The organism is Polaromonas sp. CT11-55 (genome assembly GCF_047303325.1).
Lineage (GTDB): Bacteria > Pseudomonadota > Gammaproteobacteria > Burkholderiales > Burkholderiaceae_C > Polaromonas.
In genome coordinates, this window is record NZ_JBKBEX010000001.1 from 198,913 (window position 1) to 215,693 (window position 16,781).

Here is a 16,781-nt window from a genome sequence, read left to right on the forward strand (position 1 = left end):
ACCAACCTCCAGAGTTTTTTTGATGAGACTTCCGGAAACTTTTCAACAGCTTCGCGATAACGTTCCGATAACTCCCCGATAACTTTCTTTTTCAGCGGCGAGGCGATCAAAGCCCCAGGTGTTTTTTGACCGCCGCCAGCCCATCCTTGCCGTCAAAGGTGCTGACATCGGCCAGCCACTTCTTGAGCACATCCGGGTTCTTCTTCAACCAGTCACGGGCCGCGTCATTGGGCTTGACCTTGTTGGTGATGGGCACCATCACCTGGTTTTCCAGGTCGGTCGTGAATTGCAGGTTGCCGATCAGCCTGGCCGCGTTCGGGCAGCGCGTCTGGTAGTCGGTGGCGGTCGCGGTGTACACCTTGGCCTCGCCGAAGTTCGGGCCGAACACGGTGTCGCCGCCCTCCAGGTATTTCATCTTCAGCTGAACGTTCATCGGGTGCGGCTCCCAGCCCAGGAACACGGCCCATTTCTTCAGGCGCGACGAGCGCTGCATTTCGGCCAGCATGCCGGCTTCGCTCGACTCGACCATCTTGAAATCTTTCAGGCCGAATTCGTTCTTGTCGATCATGCGCTGGATCAGAAGGTTGCCGTCATTGCCGGCTTCGATGCCGTAGATTTTTCCGTCGAGCTCTTTGCGAAATTTCGCGATGTCGGCAAAGGTCTTCAAGCCGCCTTCGAAAGCGGTGCTGTTGACAGCCAGCGTGTATTTGGCGCCGACCAGGTTGGGCTGGTCCAGCACCTTGATCTGGCCCGCCTTGACGAAGGGCTCGATCATGGGCGTCATGCTCGGATTCCAGTAGCCCAGGAAAACGTCGAGCTGCTTGCTCTTGATGCCCGCGAAGGTGATCGGCACCGAAGCCAGCGTCGTCTTCGGCTGGTAACCCAGGCCTTCCAGGACCACCGATGCCAGCCCGGTGGTGGCGGCGATGTCGCTCCAGCCCACATCGCCAAAACGCACCGTGCGGCAGCTTTCCGCCTCTTTGGCGCCGGCCGGCGATTTGCTTTGTGCGCTTGCGGGGCCGGCGCAAAGGGTGAGGGCAAGAACCGCAAGCGGGCCGAGTGTGGACAGAAACCTCATGTCACGTTTTCCTTGTTGGATAGCGCATTTACCTGGGAACTGAAACGGGCCTGCCCACTGCATGCTTTTCTTGCCGTTCCCGCCGCAAGGCGAGTGGTGCATGCCGGTAAGCAGTGCTCTTCCGTTGACGAACTATAGGTTTAGGAAAACGGCCGATATTGACGTAATACGACTAACATATGTCGTATTACGTCAACCGGCTAACAGCCGCCCCAAATACCTTATAGGCTGTTCATCAACGCATGGCGGGTCTCTATGAGGGAAGAAAACCGGGAGCGCACGTCGCCCAAAGCCACCCCCGCGGCGCGCAGGATTGGCTTGCTGCTGATCCCGCAGTTTTCCAATCTGGGCCTGGCCCTGGTGATGGAACCGCTGGTGCTGGCCAATTGGCTGATGCAGCGCAAGCTGTTCGAATGGACCACGCTTTCGGTCGACGGCGCCCCGGTGATCGGGACGCACGGCATGCAGGTACCGGTGGATGCGGAGTTGTCCGATGACATGGAGTTCTCCGCGGTTTTTGTGATTGCCAGCTTCGAGGCCAAGAAGTATGCGAAGAACCGCAAGATCAAAAACTGGCTGAGGCGGCAGGCGGCATTCGGCGCGGAACTCGCGGGCATAGAGACCGGCGCCGAAATCATGGCGGCCGCTGGTTTGCTCGACGGCTATAGCGCGGCGATTCATTGGGACAACCTGGAGGGCTTCCAGGAGCTGTACCCGAGCGTCAATGCGAAGGACCAGTTTTACACCATAGAAAGACGCCGCCTGACCTGTGCGGGCGCCACGTCGACGCTGGACATGATGCTGCAATGGATAGGCGAGCGCGAAGGCGCTGACCTGGCGCACGAGGTTTCGCAGCACATGCAGTACACACAGGTTCGCTACCCGACGGACTCCTTGCTCAGCAGCGCCAACAAGCGCCCCGGCGAAGGCAGCAGGCATGTGCAAGCCGCGATCAACCTGATGCAGGAAACCGTGGGAGAGCCCGTGCCCTGCGACGAGATCGCAACCCGGGTCGGGCTGTCGCGGCGCCAGCTGGAACGCCTGTTCCAGCACTACACGTCGATGCCTCCCCTGAAGTACTACATCAACCTGCGGCTGGCGCGCGCACACAAGCTGCTGCAGCAAACCGACATGAGCGTGGCGCAAGTGGCGGTCGGTGCCGGCTATTCCTCGCTGGAGCATTTCTCCCGCGTCTACCGGGACAAGTTCGGCTGCCCGCCCAGGGCGGACCGGCTGCAGTCCGTGCAGGCGCCGGTGATGCGGCGCGCCGTTTCACCGGCGCGCAAATAAACTTCCCACCGCCGCACACCGCTTGACGGGTTTGACGGAGCCCGGAAATTTGCGCCATCGCGTGGTCGTAATACATCAAGATCGCAGGGTGCCCTGAACCTATAGTGAGCCGTCAAGGCAATCGACCCATCGACTAATCGACTAATCGACGATTGCACGGCGAAACATCGGAACAAGGTGAGCTCGTGACGACCCCCACACTACGCAACTACATAGGCGGCGCTTACCATGCCAGCACCGCGTCGGAAACACTGGAAAACCTGAATCCGGCCACGGGCCAGGTCCTGTGCCGCGTCGAACTGGCGCTTGCGCCGGAACTCGAGCGTGCGATCGAGGCGGCGCAAGCCGGGCTGGCCACATGGTCGGCGATGACCGGCGCGGAGCGCGGCCGCATCCTGTACCGGGCGGCGCAACTGCTGCGCGCGCGCAACCGCGAACTGGCCGAACTGGAGGTGGCGGACTGCGGCAAGCCGATCCAGGAAGCCGAAGTGGTCGATGTCGCCAGCGGCGCCGATTGCATTGAATACTTTGCCGGCCTGGCGCCGACGATTCACGGCCACCATTACGGGCTCAAGAACGCGTTTGCGTACACGCGGCGCGAGCCCCTGGGCATTTGCGTCGGCATAGGCGCCTGGAACTATCCCTTGCAGATCGCCTGCTGGAAATCAGCGCCGGCCCTGGCCTGCGGCAATGCCATGATTTTCAAGCCTTCCGAACTGACACCGCGCAGCGCCGCCAGGCTCGCGGAGATTTACACCGAGGCCGGTGTGCCGGACGGCGTGTTCAATGTGCTGCAGGGCGACGGCCGCACCGGCCGGCTGCTGGCGGCGCACCCGGCAGTGGCCAAGGTGTCGCTCACGGGTTCGGTGGGCACCGGAAAAGCCGTCATGGCCGAAGCCGCCAAAACCCTGAAGCGCGCGACCATGGAGCTGGGTGGCAAATCGGCGCTGCTGGTGTTCCCCGATGCCGACCTGAAGCAGGCGGTCTCCGCCGCGATGCTCGGCAATTTTTATACGCAGGGCGAGGTCTGCACCAACTGCACGCGCGTCTTTGTGCATGAGGACATCCACGATGCGTTTCTGCAGCAGCTTGAGGCGCGTACCCGGAAACTGCGCATCGGCGACCCCATGGACCCGGCGACGCAGGTCGGCGCGCTGATTTCGCGCCCGCATATGCAGCGCGTGCTTGGCTACATCGACAAAGGCGTGGCTGAAGGCGCGCGGCTGGTCGCCGGGGGCAAGCAGCTCAAGACCGGCGCTCTGGCGGAGGGAAATTTTGTCGAGCCGACCATTTTTGCCGAGTGCCGGGACGACATGAGCATCGTGCGTGAAGAGATCTTCGGGCCTGTGATGTCGGTGCTGCGATTCAGTGATGAGGCGGAAGCGGTGGCGCGCGCCAACGATACGCGCTTCGGCCTGGCGGCCGGTGTGTTCACCGGCGACCTGGCGCGCGGACACCGGGTGGCGGCGCAATTGCAGGCGGGCGTGTGCTGGATCAACAACTACAACATCACCCCCATCGAGATGCCGTTTGGCGGCATCCGTGAGTCGGGCATAGGCCATGAAAACAGCATGGTGACGATTGACTACTACACGCAGTTGAAGAGCGTGTACGTCGAACTGGGTGAAGTGGCTTGCCCTTACGAATAGGAATGCCCGGCGGCAAGCTGGCTCCCGATCAGGAACTCCGGAATTCACATGAGACAAGAACAATACGACTACATCATCGTCGGCGCCGGTTCAGCCGGTTGCGTCCTCGCCAACCGCCTGAGCGAGGACGAAGGCGCGCGCGTCCTGCTGCTGGAAGCCGGCCCGGCGGACCACAGCATCTTCATCCACATGCCGTCGGCCTTCGCTTACCCACTGGCCAACGACAAGTACAACTGGTTCTATGACACCGAACCGGAACCTTTCATGAACCAGCGCCGCATGCACTGCCCGCGCGGCCGCGTGCTCGGCGGCTCGTCGTCGATCAACGGCATGGTCTATATCCGCGGACATGCATTCGACTATGACGCCTGGGCCGGCATGCCCGGGCTGGAGCAGTGGTCTTACGCGCACTGCCTGCCCTACTTCAAGAAATCCGAAACCCGCCTGAAAGGCGGTGATGCCTACCGCGGCAAGGACGGCCCCTTGTATGTCTCCACCGCGGCCTGCAAGAACCCGCTCTACCGCGCCTTCATCGAGGCGGGGCAACAAGCCGGCTACCCCTACACCGACGACATGAACGGCTACCAGCAGGAAGGCCTCGGGCCCATGGACATGACGGTCTACAAGGGCCGCCGCTGGAGCACGGCGCAGGCCTACCTGCGTCCGGCGGCCAGGCGCGGCAACCTGCGCGTGGTGACGCGCGCGCGGGTCACGCGGGTCCTGTTCGAGGGCACACGCGCGAGCGGTGTCGAATACGCGCAAGGGTCGCGCCTGCATCAGGCAGGTGCGGCGCGTGAGGTGATTCTGTCCGGCGGCGCGATCAATTCGCCGCAGCTCCTGATGCTGTCCGGGATAGGCAAGGCGGAGGAACTGCGCGCCTTGGGCATCCAGCCGCGGGTCGACCTTCCGGGTGTCGGCCAAAACCTGCAAGACCATCTCGAGGTCTATGTGCAGTACGCCAGCAAGCAGCCGATCACCCTGTACAGCGCGATGAACCCCCTGGCCAAACTGAAAATCGGCGTGCAATGGCTGTTCGCCGGAAAAGGCCTGGGCGCGACCAATCATTTCGAATCCGGCGGCTTTATCCGCAGCGCGACGGGCGTGGTGCATCCGGACCTGCAATACCATTTTCTGCCGATGGCGGTCAGCTACGACGGCAGCGCGCCGGCCACACAGCACGGCTTTCAGGCACACGTCGGGCCGATGCGCGCGACCAGCCGCGGCCAAATCACGCTGCGCTCGGCCGACCCCAAAGCGCATCCACGCATCCTGTTCAACTATATGCAGACCGAGCAGGACCGCAAGGAAATGCGCGCGGGTGTGCGCCTGACGCGCGAGATATTTTCCCAAGCGGCCTTCGAGCCTTTCCGCAACGGCGAAATCTCGCCCGGTGCCAAGGTCCAGACCGATGCCGAAATCGACGCTTTCATCCGCGACAAGGCCGAAAGCGCTTTTCACCCGTCCTGCAGTTGCCGCATGGGGACCGACCCCATGGCGGTGGTGGACGGCGCCGGCCGCGTGCACGGCATCCAGAACCTGCGCGTGGTGGATGCCTCCATCATGCCCAATGTCGTCAGCGGCAATCTGAATGCACCGACCATCATGATCGCGGAAAAAATCGCGGACCTGATCCGGGGCAGGTCACCGTTGCCCGCGCAGGTGGCGCCGGTCTATGTGGCGGCAAACCACGCAACCCACCAGCGTTGATCACGCCTCCGTCCTCCAGGTTCATCGCCAGGCGAGCCAGCACTCGCGTAATATGGAAAGGCAAAATCCCGCACCCCAAAAGCCATTCCATGCCCCCCCTTTCCCAACCCGGCGTGCTGGCCACCCTCCTCGCCGCAACCCTGTTCGGCGCGGGCACGCCGCTGGCCAAGCTCTTGCTGGCACAGGCCAGCCCCTGGCTGCTGGCGGCTTTGCTTTACCTGGGTTCGGGGGTGGGCTTGTTTTTGCTGCGGCGGCTGCGCCGATCAGCCCCTGTGCGCATGCCTCGCGGGGAATGGAAGTGGCTGGCCGGTGCTGTGCTCGCGGGTGGCATGGTGGGCCCGGTCTTGCTGATGCTGGGGCTCTCGGGCATGCCGGCGTCGGGCGCCTCGCTGTTGCTGAATGCGGAGGGCGTGTTGACGGCCCTGATTGCCTGGTTTGTTTTCAAGGAGAACTTTGACCGCCGCATCGCGCTGGGCATGCTGGCGATTGTGGCGGGCGGTGTGATTCTTTCCTGGCCCGGTGAGGCGCACTTTGGCGAACTTTGGCCAGCCCTGGCCGTGGTGGGCGCCTGCCTGGCCTGGGGTGTGGACAACAACCTGACCCGCAAGGTGTCTTTGTCCGACGCTTCGTTTATCGCCATGGTCAAGGGCCTGGTGGCCGGCGCCACCAACCTGGTGCTTGCGCTGTCGCTCGGCGCCGCGTGGCCCGCGCTACCTGTTGTACTGGCGGCCGCGATGCTGGGTTTTGCGAGCTATGGCGCGAGCCTGGCGCTGTTTGTGCTCGGCTTGCGCCACCTTGGGACGGCGCGCACGGGTGCCTATTTTTCGATCGCGCCGTTTGTGGGTGCGGCGTTGGCGATTGCCGTCCTTGGCGAGCCCGTCACGCTGTCCCTGATCATCGCGGCCTTGCTGATGGCCTGGGGTGTCTGGCTGCACCTGACCGAGAGCCACCAGCATTCACACACCCACGAGCCGCTTGAGCACAGCCATGAACATGCGCACGGCCTCGGTGACGAGCACCACGACCATGCGCACGAAACGCACGAAGAGCCGGTAGCGCCCGGCACGCGCCACACACATGCGCACAAGCACCTGCCTATCTCGCACAGCCATGCGCATTTCCCCGATGCCCACCACCGGCATTCGCATTAGGGCCTGTTAACGCTATTGACGCGTCAATAGCGTTAACAGGCCCTAACCGTTCTTGCGGACACCCCCTTTGCCGCGCAGCACGCGGCCGGCATCCACGTTGACGCTGAGGCCATCGCGGCAGGCGAGCCGGCCGTTGACGAAGACGGCGTCGATTCCCGAGCTGACTTCGGTGGGGTGCTCATAGCTGGCGTTGGCGGTGACGCGGTATTCATCAAAGATGACGATGTCCGCGTGGTTTCCGGGAGACAGGATGCCTCGGCCGGCGAGGCCGAAGCGCCTTGCGCTGAGGCCCGTCATCTTGTAGATGGCGGCCTCGAGCGAAAACAGCTTTCGCTCGCGCACGTAGTGCCCCAGCACGCGTGGAAAAGTCCCCCACAAGCGCGGATGCGGGCGCACGTCATGCGCCAAGCCGTCCGAGCCGACCATGGCCATCGGATGGCTGAGGATGCGGCCGACGTCGTCCTCGCTCATCGCGAAGTAGATGGCCCCGGCCGGCTGCAATGCCCGCGCCACTTCTTCCTCGGTCTGGTTTCTTTCGCGCGCAAGGTCTTTCAGGGAGCGGCCCGCGACACCGGGCTCGGGCTGGGACCAGGTCACCAGCACGTCGCTTGACTGCTTCACACGGGAGGGCAGCAGCATGGTGGACGACGCGTTGTAGGGATAGCAGTCAAAGCAGACCGCTTGCCCCCGCGCCGCCTGCTCCAGCATCGCCAGGGTCTGCACGGAGCGGCCGTGGTTGGCCGTGCCCACCAGCTTGTGGTGGGAAATAACGGTATCCACGCCCAGTTCGCGGCCTATGTGCAGGGCCTCGCGCAGCGCCTCGTCGATGGCGTCGCCTTCGTCGCGGATGTGCATGGTCACGATGCCGCCGGCCGCCTTGAGCTGCGCGCCCACGGCGACCACCTCTTCAGCCGTGGCCGCTTTCGCGGGCGGATAGTACAGCCCGGTCGACAGGCCGATGGCGCCCGCGGCCAGCGCCGAGGCCAGCTCCGCCGCCATGGCCGCCGACTCATCCGGGGTGGCGGGCCTTCCAAGGTCCGCCATGTGCTTGACCCGCAGCGTGGAGTGGCCCACGAGGCAGGCGACGTTGACGGCCAGCGCGGACTGCTCCAGCGCATCCAGGTAGGCCGCAAAACTCGGGTAGATCCAGCCGTCCGTTCCCAGGATATCCAGCGGTGGCGGTGGATGGCGGGTCTGCAGGGGAGCAAGGCTGACGCCGCAGTTACCCGACACCACCGTCGTCACGCCCTGCGACAACTTGGGATGGGCACCCGCGGTGGGCGTGAGCAGCAAACGGTCATCGTGGGTGTGCACGTCGATAAAACCCGGCGCGACGATCCGCCCGTGCGCGCTGACCCTCTCGCGTGCGGGCTCGGCCGACAGGTCGCCGATGGAAAGAATTTTCCCCCGGGACATGCCGAGGTCGGCACGCACCCGGGCGGCACCCGTGCCGTCAATGAGTTCGCCGCCTTCAATGATGCAATCGAACATGTGCGTTCAATCCACCTGGACGCCGGCGCGCTTGACGACTTCCGCCCACATCCGCGTCTCGCGCAAGGCACGATCAAACAGGCGCTCGGGTGAGCCTATGGTTGTCTCGAAGGCAATGGCGGCATAGCGCTCATTGACCGCGGCGCTGCCCAGCACCTTGTTGATTTCGCCGTTGAGCCGCATCACGACGTCGCGCGGCGTGCCGGCCGGCGCGACAATGCCGCCCCAGGCCGTCGTCTCATAACCCTTGACGAACTCCCCAATGGTCGGCACCTCGGGAAACAGCGGGCTGCGCGCCCGGCCGGAAACACCCAGCGCCTTGATGCGCCCGTTCTTGATGTGCGGCGCGATGGACGACAGGTTGTCGAACATCAAATCGACCTAGCCGCCCATCAGATCCTGGATGGCCTGCGGGCTGCCGCGGTAAGGCACGTGGGTCATGAAGGTGCCGGTCATGCTCTTGAACAGTTCACCGCCCAGGTGGCCGGTGGTGCCGTTGCCGGGAGACGCCATGGTGAGCTTGCCGGGCCCGGATTTGGCCAGTGCGATCAACCCGGCCACGGTCTTCACGCCCAGGTCGTTCCTGACGACGAGCGCGTTCTGGACATAGCCGAGCAGCGCCACGGGGACCAGCTGCTTTTCCGGGTCGTAGGGCAGCTTGGAGAACAGCGATTTGTTGATGGCCAGCGTGCCCACATTGCCGTATCCCAGCGTGTAGCCGTCCGGCGCCGCGCGCACGATCTCCTGCATGCCGATATTGCCGCTTGCGCCGGGCTTGTTGTCGATCACAAACGGCTGCCCCAGGGCCTTCATCAACTCGTTGGTCAGGATGCGGCAGATGTTGTCGGGCGAGCCGCCCGCGGCGGAAGGAACGATCAGGCGGATGGGCCGGTCGGGCCAGGCCGCGCGTGCCAGCAGGGGCGATGAGGCCATCGCCGCGGCCCCCAGTTTGAGGAGCGTTCGCCGCTGGGTCTGGTAATCGGTCATGGAGGTCACCTTGGAAATCAGGGATCAGGGATCAGGAATGAGGAAACTGAATGATGCGTGGACAAAGCTTCGGCTACAAACGACAATTTCTGCGTTTTCCATGATTTTTTCTCATGCACCATGATGCTGCGCACCCCCTCCACCATGTCCCTGGTATGCCTTGAAGCCAGCGCGCGCCTGCGCTCTTTCACCGCTGCCGCGCAAGAGCTGCACCTGACACAAGGCGCGGTCAGCCGCCAGATCATGGCGCTTGAAAGCCGCCTTGACGTCAAGCTGTTCGTGCGGCGCCGGGATGCGGTAGTCCTCACGGAGGCCGGCCGTTATTACCTGGATGAAGTCGGCCCGATTCTGCAGCGCCTCGAACGCGCGACGGCCAACGTGATGGCACTCAAGGGGCGCGGAGGTACGCTGGCGCTGTCGGTAGGTGCGTCGCTGGGCAGCTATTGGCTGATTCCGCGCCTGCCCGATTTCACGCGCGCGCACAGCGAGATCACCTTGAATTTCGCCACCCGCGTGGGCTCGGTGGATTTCAAGAGCATGGCGGTGGACGCCTCCCTCGAATTCGGCGACGGCAAGCGCGCCGGCCTGCACAACGATTTTGTGTTGCCGCTGACGATGGCACCGTATGCCTCTCCCGCATGGATCGCAAAACACGGGAAGTCGCTGACGTCCCGCACGCCGATGTCGGCACTGGTGCACCACACGACCGTGCTTGACGCATGGCAAAAATGGTTCGCCCATGCCGGCATCCAGATCGGCACCGGGCAGGAGGGGCCGCGCTACGAGTTGATGTCGATGGCCCTGAATGCCGCGGTGGCAGGCCTGGGGGCGGTGCTGCTGCCCGATTTCATGGCCGGCGATGCGGTCGCGACCGGTCGTTTACGCCGGCTTTCGAAGAAACAATGGGTCTCTCCCCGGGGCTACTACCTGGTGTACCCCGAGGAATCAGCCAGGCTTGAAGCCCTCACGGTGTTTCGCGCGTGGTTGCTCGCGCAGGTGAGGGCCGGCAGCAGCCGTGTTGACCTCTAGCGGATGACTGATCCAGTTGGCGTTCCGGAAGACCGCGCGGCCGACTCCAAAGCCCACCCCACCGCAAGCCCTGTGCGGCCGCCGCAGGAGATTTCCGGCGAAGAACCGCGGTCAGACTGACACCTGCCCACCCAACAATCCGACCGCATTCGGAATGCGCTGATCTTCGCAAAGCAGAACCCTCGCAAACCTCTGACGGTTGAATTGTTGGCCGGCGCCGGCTCTAGCAGCCGGAACGCCACGGCAGCGGGCTTGCAGCAAGGCGCATGTCATACCCCTGAAGCATTGATCGCCTAGCGTCGGGGGTCGACAAAAATCCGGATCGCCGACGCGGTCCCCTACGCCAACAAAGGGAGCATCCCATGCGCTGGACATATGCAGTGATGGCAACCGCGGGGTTGCTGGTAGGTGCGGCCATGCCGCACCTGGTTTTCGGCGCCGACACGGTGCCTTTCACGCAAGCGGCGGCCGGCGCGGCCGGCAGCACGGCCTACAGCGACCTGCGCTTTGCCGACTTCTTCAAGCGCCCCATCGGCCCACGGGGCCTGGAGGCCAGCGCCCTGCTGATGGCCATGGACGGCCGTCCGGTGCGCAAGGCGGGTTACATGGCCCATCAGGACGGCGACACGGCGGTGCCGGGATGGTGTTGGGGTAGCTGGTACCGCCGATTACCTTGGCCGTGCGGTTGCCCGTGGCGTCGTAGCTGTACTGGATCGTGGTGGCCTCACTCCTATGCCTGAACGGCTGACAAGAGTTGAGGTAGCTTTTTGCTTTAGATTAAGAGAGCAGGCTGCTGCCCTTCGTGGGACGATTGATCGGATCCAAGTGCACCGACGGTTTGAAGTGAGCCAGAAGGAGATAGTCGTCCCAGCCAGATTTCCCTTGAAGAATAACGATCCAGCGTTTGCGCAACCATACAAACTTTTCTGGGTTTTCTGCAATAACAATGGCGAGACAACTCCACAATTTTTCCCCATTATTTGACTCAACAAATATGTTGCAGTAGTCACCAATGAAGCAGTAATCAACGGCAATTCGCGTTATTTTTACTTCAGTCTGCCCACTAACGACGTGCAATAGCGTCTCAATGTGCCCAATAGCTTTGGAGGCTTGTATTCTTTGAATCTGAATGTTGAGGCAGGGTTTCATAAATTACTCTTTAATATCAGTTTTTTGGAGGCCAGGAACCCTTCCAACCATCCGGCTTTCGGCGTGGATAATCTCTTGTGCTATCACCCTTTTCCCCACCACGATCCGTCTTTTTCCTATCTTGGCCAGCTTGATGCTTCCCCTCGGTTGACGGACGCGCACCAGAAGTGTGTTCTTTACCTCCAGCAGGAGCTAAAGGATCTTGCTGGTTCATGCACCAATCAATCACTGGCGAAAGAGCCGGCTCAATGTGGGGATAAATAAACGTACCGACAGCCAATCCTCCAGCTCCTGCTGCAGCACCGCATGTAAAGGGGTTAGTCAGACATGCGTTTGTCAAGCTCGGAAGTGCAGCTGGCGCTGCTTGCACAATTTGAGCTAAGGCTGCGACGCTTGCAGCGACGGCGGTTCCCTCCGACTGCAATCCTTGCATATCACTAGTAGTTAGCGGGTTTCCCTCAACGTAACCAAACGTATTAATCCCGCCAGCCAGCCCGATAGGATCGCTTTGCATGTACCGCCCAATGCGTGGGTTGTACTCCCGATTCCAGTTCTGGAACAGCCCACTTTCGGCATCAAAGATTTGACCGGGCAGGCGCTGGTTAAAGCTGAAGGTTCCCAAGCTACTCGGATTCTGATCCGGTGCCGTCGCTCCAAAGGCTTCAGCCGAATCCCAGCGCCAGGCAATCGCTTCATCGCTCTGTCGAGTAATGATCCGCGGCGCACCGAGCTGGTCAGTTGAGACGTTGTACAGGGTAATTGCGATATTGCTGGCCGCAGCAGTTCCCTCCTGCTTAACTACGCCAACGGGACTTCCCAGATAGATCGTTTCATAGAGAGGGGTACCGTTGGCATCGTACTCACCAAGCAGTTTTCCTTCCTCGTCATAGACATAGTAGGTCGCACCCGTCGGCAGTAGCGCCGTCGGCCCTGTCTTGCCAACCCGCAGTTCCAGCGCGTTGTAGCTGTAGCTGACTGTGCCACCCGCATTCGTCATGGTCGCCAGCCGCCCCCGGTCGCTATAGGTATAGGTATTGGTTCCGTCGCTCGTGATATTGCCAGCCGTGTCATGCACCACGGTGGCAGTACCGCCCACATCCTGGGTCTGGGTCAGCTTATTGCTGGTGGCCGAGATGGTGTTGGGGTAGCTGGTGCCGCTAATCACCTTGGCCGTGCGGTTGCCCGTGGCGTCATAGCTGTACTGGATTGACGTGCCGCCCAGCGTAGCGCTGATCAGGCGGTTCAGGTTGTCATAGCCAAAGCTCTGATCCAGTGCCGGAACAGGTGTTCCATTGCCGACGTGCGTGTAGCCCGTGATGCGCCCAGCACTATCGCGAACGATGGTGCGGCGAATGCCGGTGCTTGTTGGGTCACCCAGGTTGTAAGCGCTGATCTGCCCGTTGGCGTCATAGCTGATCGCTTGAGTCTTAGTGCTGGCCCAGGTCCAGCCGGTCAACTTGCTTTCGGCATTGGTGGTGATGGCCGAAATAAGCGGCAAGGTGGATCCTGTGTTGATGCCCACACCGTTGCTGTTCGGCGGATTGACCGTGATACCCGAAACCACACCCTGCGCGTCATAGCTGTAGTTGACCCGGGTTCCGCTTGGATAGGTAATCGCTGTGAGCTTGTCCAGCGCACTGCCGCTGTCACCCCAGATATAGCCAACGGTGAAAGTCCTCGCTCCCGTTGTCTGGATTTTGCCGGTCTTGCGGCCCATGCTGTCGTAGGTGTAGGTCACCTGGCCGCTGGCGTCTGTGATCTTGGTCAGTTCGCCGATGGCGCCTGGGATCGGAGTGCTGCCGCCGTCGTATTCAAAAACGCTTCCTGTGCCCGTGGGATAGCTGATGGTTTTGATCCTGCCCCCGTTGTCATAGGTGTACTGGGTGAGCTTGCCGCGGGCGTCGGTCTTGGTGAGCAGGTTGCCTAGCGCGTCATAGGTGTACTGGCTGGCTCCCGTGTCCGGGCTGGTCTGTGCCGTGACATCGCCCAGGCCGTTGGGGTTGTAGGTAGTCGCCAGGTTGCGCGGGTCGGTGACCTGGGTCAGGCCGTCGGCGCTGTTGTAGGCAAAGCCGGTGGTGGTCGGTGTCGCGCTGCCGATATTCGCCGGCTGCTGGGTCTGGATGGGACGGCCCAGACTGTCGTAGTAGGTGTAGCTGGCCAGGCCGTTGGGGTCCAGCACGGTGGTGGGCCTGCCCATGGCGTCGTAGCCGTACTGCCAGGTCAGGGTGCCGTTATTGATGGCAACAATGATTGCAGCGGACGTTGAAGGGTTGTTATTCGTGTCGCCGGCATAGTCAGCGATCAGGATGTGGCTGCCCAGAGCCAGGGAGCTGGTGGCCAGCGTTGCCACACCACCGCTCAAGGCACTGCTGCCCACGGTGGTGCCGCCGTCCTTGAAGGTGACGGTACCCGTGGGGCTGGTTCCTGTGACGGTGGCGGTTAGTGTGATGTTTTGCCCGACTGGGGCCGCACCGACGCTGCTTGAAAGCGCCGTGGTCGTCGGGGTGGCGGCAACCACCAGGGCCGGCGCCATGGCGATGAGCAGCACCAGGCGGCTTAGCCATGCGGTGAAGGCCCGGCTAGGAGCTCTGGTGGGGCTAGGGCTGCTCATGCGGACTCCTCGGTGGACAGTGCTTGTTGTTGTGGCGGTGTTCAATTGCTCGCTCCCGTGACTTGTTGCACGCGATTCAGGGCGTCGTAGACGCGCGTGATATTTCTTTGCAGATTGCCCGAGGGGTCCTTGACCTGCTCGCCTGTCTTGTTGCCCGCGTTGTCCAGGGTGTAGGTGACGGAGTTGCCTTTGGCGTCGGTGACGCCGGTCAGCCGGTGGGCCGCGTCGTAGCTGTAACCCAGCGTGGTGCCATCGGGCAAGCTTGCGCCTGTCATCTGGCCTGCGTTGTCGTAGGTGTAGTTGGTCGTTCGTGCGGTGCCGCCTGGCGGGGTGACAGTCACGCTGCTGGTCCAGCCGCGAGGGGTGTATGTGGTGTCAGTGACCACACCTTTGGGGTCCACCATCTGGCGCACCCGCCCTGCCCTGTCATACAGCGTGAACTGCGTGACATGGCCAGCGGCGTTGGTGATGGTCTGCAGGTCGCCGGCCGTGTGGCCTGTCTCATTGGGCACCGCGCCGCCAAAACTGCTTGTCGGATAGTAGGCGTAGGTGCGAGCCACAACACCGTTGGGGGAAATTTCCGTAGCGACCAGACCCTGGGGGTTGTAGGTCCAGCTGGTGGTGCGGGCCAAGGCGGTGGCCGTATCTGTCACCACCCTGGACAGCATATTGCCTGCGCCGTCGTAGCTATAGGCGATAGTCCGTCCCGGTTCGGTGACTAGCACTGGCAACCTCAACGTGGGGTGCCATTGGGTGCTGGTGGTCCTTGCTTCGGGCAGGGCGACGGCCTCGGTCGTCGTCAAAGGCAGCCGCCGGTTGATGTCCCAGGTGTACATAGTGGTGACCCCCAGGAAATCGATCTCCTGAGTGACAAATCCGTTGGCATCCTGCACCCGGCTGGCGGCGGAGCTGTTGCCGCTGCCACTGAGCTTGTCTGCGGCGGTGACGGCAAGTTTGCCGGCAGCCGTGCCGTAGCTATAGGTGCGCGTGGTACCCAGGGAGTCGGTGACCGTGGTCCCCGCACCCGGCGACACCGGATAGCTTACGTCGTACAGACCGGCATTGAGGGCGTAGCCGCTGCTGATGGCGCGGCCCTGGTTGTCGTATGCAATTGTGGCGAGCCGGCTGGCGTTTTCGTCGACGATACCGGTCACCAACTGAGGAAAGCTGGTGCTTTCGTACAAATAGGTTTTGGTGACAGTGCCTGTATTGGCCGGGTACGCGACCGTGGTCAAGCGCGAGGTAATGGCGGTGCCGTCATAGCCATAGCTGATGACCCGCCCGTCGGGTTGCGTCACACTGATCAACTGACTGGCGCCGTTGTAGGCGAAGCTCAAGGACCGGCCGAACTGATTGCTGACGCTTATCAGCAGCCCTGCCGCGGGAGCTATGCCGGCAGGTGTGTTTATCGTGCTGTAGATATATGTGGTAACCCAGCCATTGCGTTGGGTGACAGTCAGCAGCCTGCCCGCGCTGTCAAATTGCCATGCCGTGTCGTCGTCCGCCCGCTTGTAAAGCAGGCCCTGCGTATTGGCGACCAATGTATCGGCGGAGTTCATCGACAGCCAGGTGCTGTTCGTGGCATTCCAGTCGAAAGCACGTACGCTGCCGTTCCCGAAGAGAATCCTGGCCGTGCTGCCGGCTGTTCCTGCCATACCGGTTTGCCTGAGGCTGGTCGCATGGTTATGTGACCAGGTCTGGCCAAGCCCCGCAGCGGCTATGCCGACACCCATCACCCGGCTGCTCCTGAAGCTTCTGACCAGGCTCAACGCGTCGGGGCCATCCCCTGCATGGTCGGTGTGTTCAAAAACCTTCTCTCCTGTGGCCGGGATGATGGGTCTGGCAGTTTGAAGCCCGTCAGGTTGGCAAGGGCAAGACCGACAGTTCCCAGGGTTCTCCGCCTCAGGCGGTACCAGAGTGGCGGCAACGCACTGCCCGTTACCGGATCTGACCTGCGTCAGCAGGTCGCAGTCGGGGCGGGTGCACACGGATCCAGAGAGCGTCCAATTCTGGCCAGATGGGCAAGAGCTGCTGACGCAGGCAGTGCCATGCTGTGTACCAAAGGGAGAACAGGATTGAAAAATCACTCCGCCGCCCCAGTTCGATGAAAACGGCAAAGACGGAGGTCCGTAAATGCAGGTGTATTCCGTGGCGCTCGTAACCGATGAGCTGATGAAAGAAGATAAGGTGGCGTTGTAATTGATAAGGCCGGCAATACAAGCGCTGCTATGCGTCTCAAAGAGTATGGTTTTACCCTTATTGGGGCCCTCCTGGAACGCTTGCCCATACACGGTGCGGGAAGCGATTGGAGTGGAAGTCGCAGGAATTGTCTCGGAATGGCCTATTGAAGATGCACCCAGAAGCGCAACGCCCATAAGCCAAGGCCACACGGAGCGAAATGACCAAACAAAGTATCCAGGTCGTGCGATTCCGGAAAGCAATGCGCTTCGACGCCACAACAATACCGATACGCAGACCGCACTGAACCCGCGGCTGATAAGCCGAATACATTGCTTGATCATGAAATCCCACCCCCTGTTTGTTTCGAGAGGGAGTGTTGATGCAAGGCCGTCGCCTGTCAACGTGGATCAGATGACCGTGAACGATTTACAACTGCAATTATTTACCTGAGTAAGTAA

The 16,781-nt window shown here is 62.0% G+C and carries 11 protein-coding genes and 2 pseudogenes; 6 read left to right on the plus strand and 7 right to left on the minus strand.

Annotated features, from left to right (window positions below; all coding sequences use genetic code 11):
• Positions 1–106 precede the first annotated feature (106 nt).
• Positions 107–1,078, minus strand: coding sequence for a choline ABC transporter substrate-binding protein (locus tag ACEN8I_RS01075; RefSeq protein WP_413325382.1), 972 nt, complete (start codon positions 1,076–1,078; stop codon positions 107–109).
• Between the two features lie 255 nt (positions 1,079–1,333).
• Between ACEN8I_RS01075 and ACEN8I_RS01080 the strand changes: the two genes are divergently transcribed.
• The 4 genes from ACEN8I_RS01080 to ACEN8I_RS01095 all read left to right on the plus strand — a co-directional run bounded on the left by ACEN8I_RS01080 (position 1,334) and on the right by ACEN8I_RS01095 (position 6,875).
• Complete coding sequence (locus ACEN8I_RS01080; protein WP_413325384.1) at positions 1,334–2,368, plus strand: GlxA family transcriptional regulator; 1,035 nt, start codon at positions 1,334–1,336, stop codon at positions 2,366–2,368.
• Positions 2,369–2,553: 185 nt separating this feature from the next.
• Positions 2,554–4,017, plus strand: a complete 1,464-nt coding sequence (gene betB / locus ACEN8I_RS01085) for a betaine-aldehyde dehydrogenase (RefSeq protein ID WP_413325386.1) — start codon at positions 2,554–2,556, stop codon at positions 4,015–4,017.
• Between the two features lie 48 nt (positions 4,018–4,065).
• Positions 4,066–5,724 (plus strand): choline dehydrogenase, encoded by a 1,659-nt coding sequence (gene betA / locus ACEN8I_RS01090; protein WP_413325388.1) that lies wholly within the window; start codon positions 4,066–4,068, stop codon positions 5,722–5,724.
• An 89-nt stretch (positions 5,725–5,813) separates the two neighbouring features.
• On the plus strand, positions 5,814–6,875 hold the full coding sequence (locus ACEN8I_RS01095) for an EamA family transporter (RefSeq protein ID WP_413325390.1): 1,062 nt from the start codon (positions 5,814–5,816) through the stop codon (positions 6,873–6,875).
• A gap of 42 nt (positions 6,876–6,917) precedes the next feature.
• Here the strand turns inward: ACEN8I_RS01095 and ACEN8I_RS01100 are convergent, their stop codons facing one another.
• Complete coding sequence (locus tag ACEN8I_RS01100; protein WP_413325392.1) at positions 6,918–8,366, minus strand: N-acyl-D-amino-acid deacylase family protein; 1,449 nt, start codon at positions 8,364–8,366, stop codon at positions 6,918–6,920.
• 6 nt (positions 8,367–8,372) lie between these two features.
• Positions 8,373–9,353, minus strand: a pseudogene (locus ACEN8I_RS01105) (Bug family tripartite tricarboxylate transporter substrate binding protein).
• Between the two features lie 120 nt (positions 9,354–9,473).
• On the opposite strand from ACEN8I_RS01105, the gene ACEN8I_RS01110 reads away from it, so the two are divergent.
• Together ACEN8I_RS01110 and ACEN8I_RS01115 are read left to right on the plus strand one after the other, a co-directional pair.
• The gene (locus tag ACEN8I_RS01110) at positions 9,474–10,382 is read left to right on the plus strand and encodes a LysR substrate-binding domain-containing protein (RefSeq protein ID WP_413325394.1); all 909 of its coding nucleotides are present in this window, start codon (positions 9,474–9,476) and stop codon (positions 10,380–10,382) included.
• A gap of 362 nt (positions 10,383–10,744) precedes the next feature.
• Positions 10,745–11,122 carry a hypothetical protein gene (locus ACEN8I_RS01115; protein ID WP_413325397.1) on the plus strand — a complete coding sequence of 126 codons (378 nt, stop codon included), beginning with the start codon at positions 10,745–10,747 and terminating at the stop codon, positions 11,120–11,122.
• Between the two features lie 37 nt (positions 11,123–11,159).
• On the opposite strand, the gene ACEN8I_RS01120 is transcribed toward ACEN8I_RS01115, so the two are convergent.
• The 4 genes and pseudogenes from ACEN8I_RS01120 to ACEN8I_RS01135 form a co-directional block, all read right to left on the minus strand.
• Positions 11,160–11,531: a hypothetical protein gene (locus tag ACEN8I_RS01120; protein WP_413325399.1), complete on the minus strand. Its 372-nt coding sequence runs from the start codon at positions 11,529–11,531 to the stop codon at positions 11,160–11,162.
• A 16-nt stretch (positions 11,532–11,547) separates the two neighbouring features.
• Positions 11,548–14,142 (minus strand): Ig-like domain repeat protein, encoded by a 2,595-nt coding sequence (locus tag ACEN8I_RS01125; protein WP_413325401.1) that lies wholly within the window; start codon positions 14,140–14,142, stop codon positions 11,548–11,550.
• 41 nt (positions 14,143–14,183) lie between these two features.
• Positions 14,184–15,479: an RHS repeat protein gene (locus ACEN8I_RS01130; protein WP_413325678.1), complete on the minus strand. Its 1,296-nt coding sequence runs from the start codon at positions 15,477–15,479 to the stop codon at positions 14,184–14,186.
• 381 nt (positions 15,480–15,860) lie between these two features.
• Positions 15,861–16,664 (minus strand): annotated as a pseudogene (locus ACEN8I_RS01135) (hypothetical protein); the annotation flags it as partial.
• Positions 16,665–16,781 lie beyond the last annotated feature (117 nt).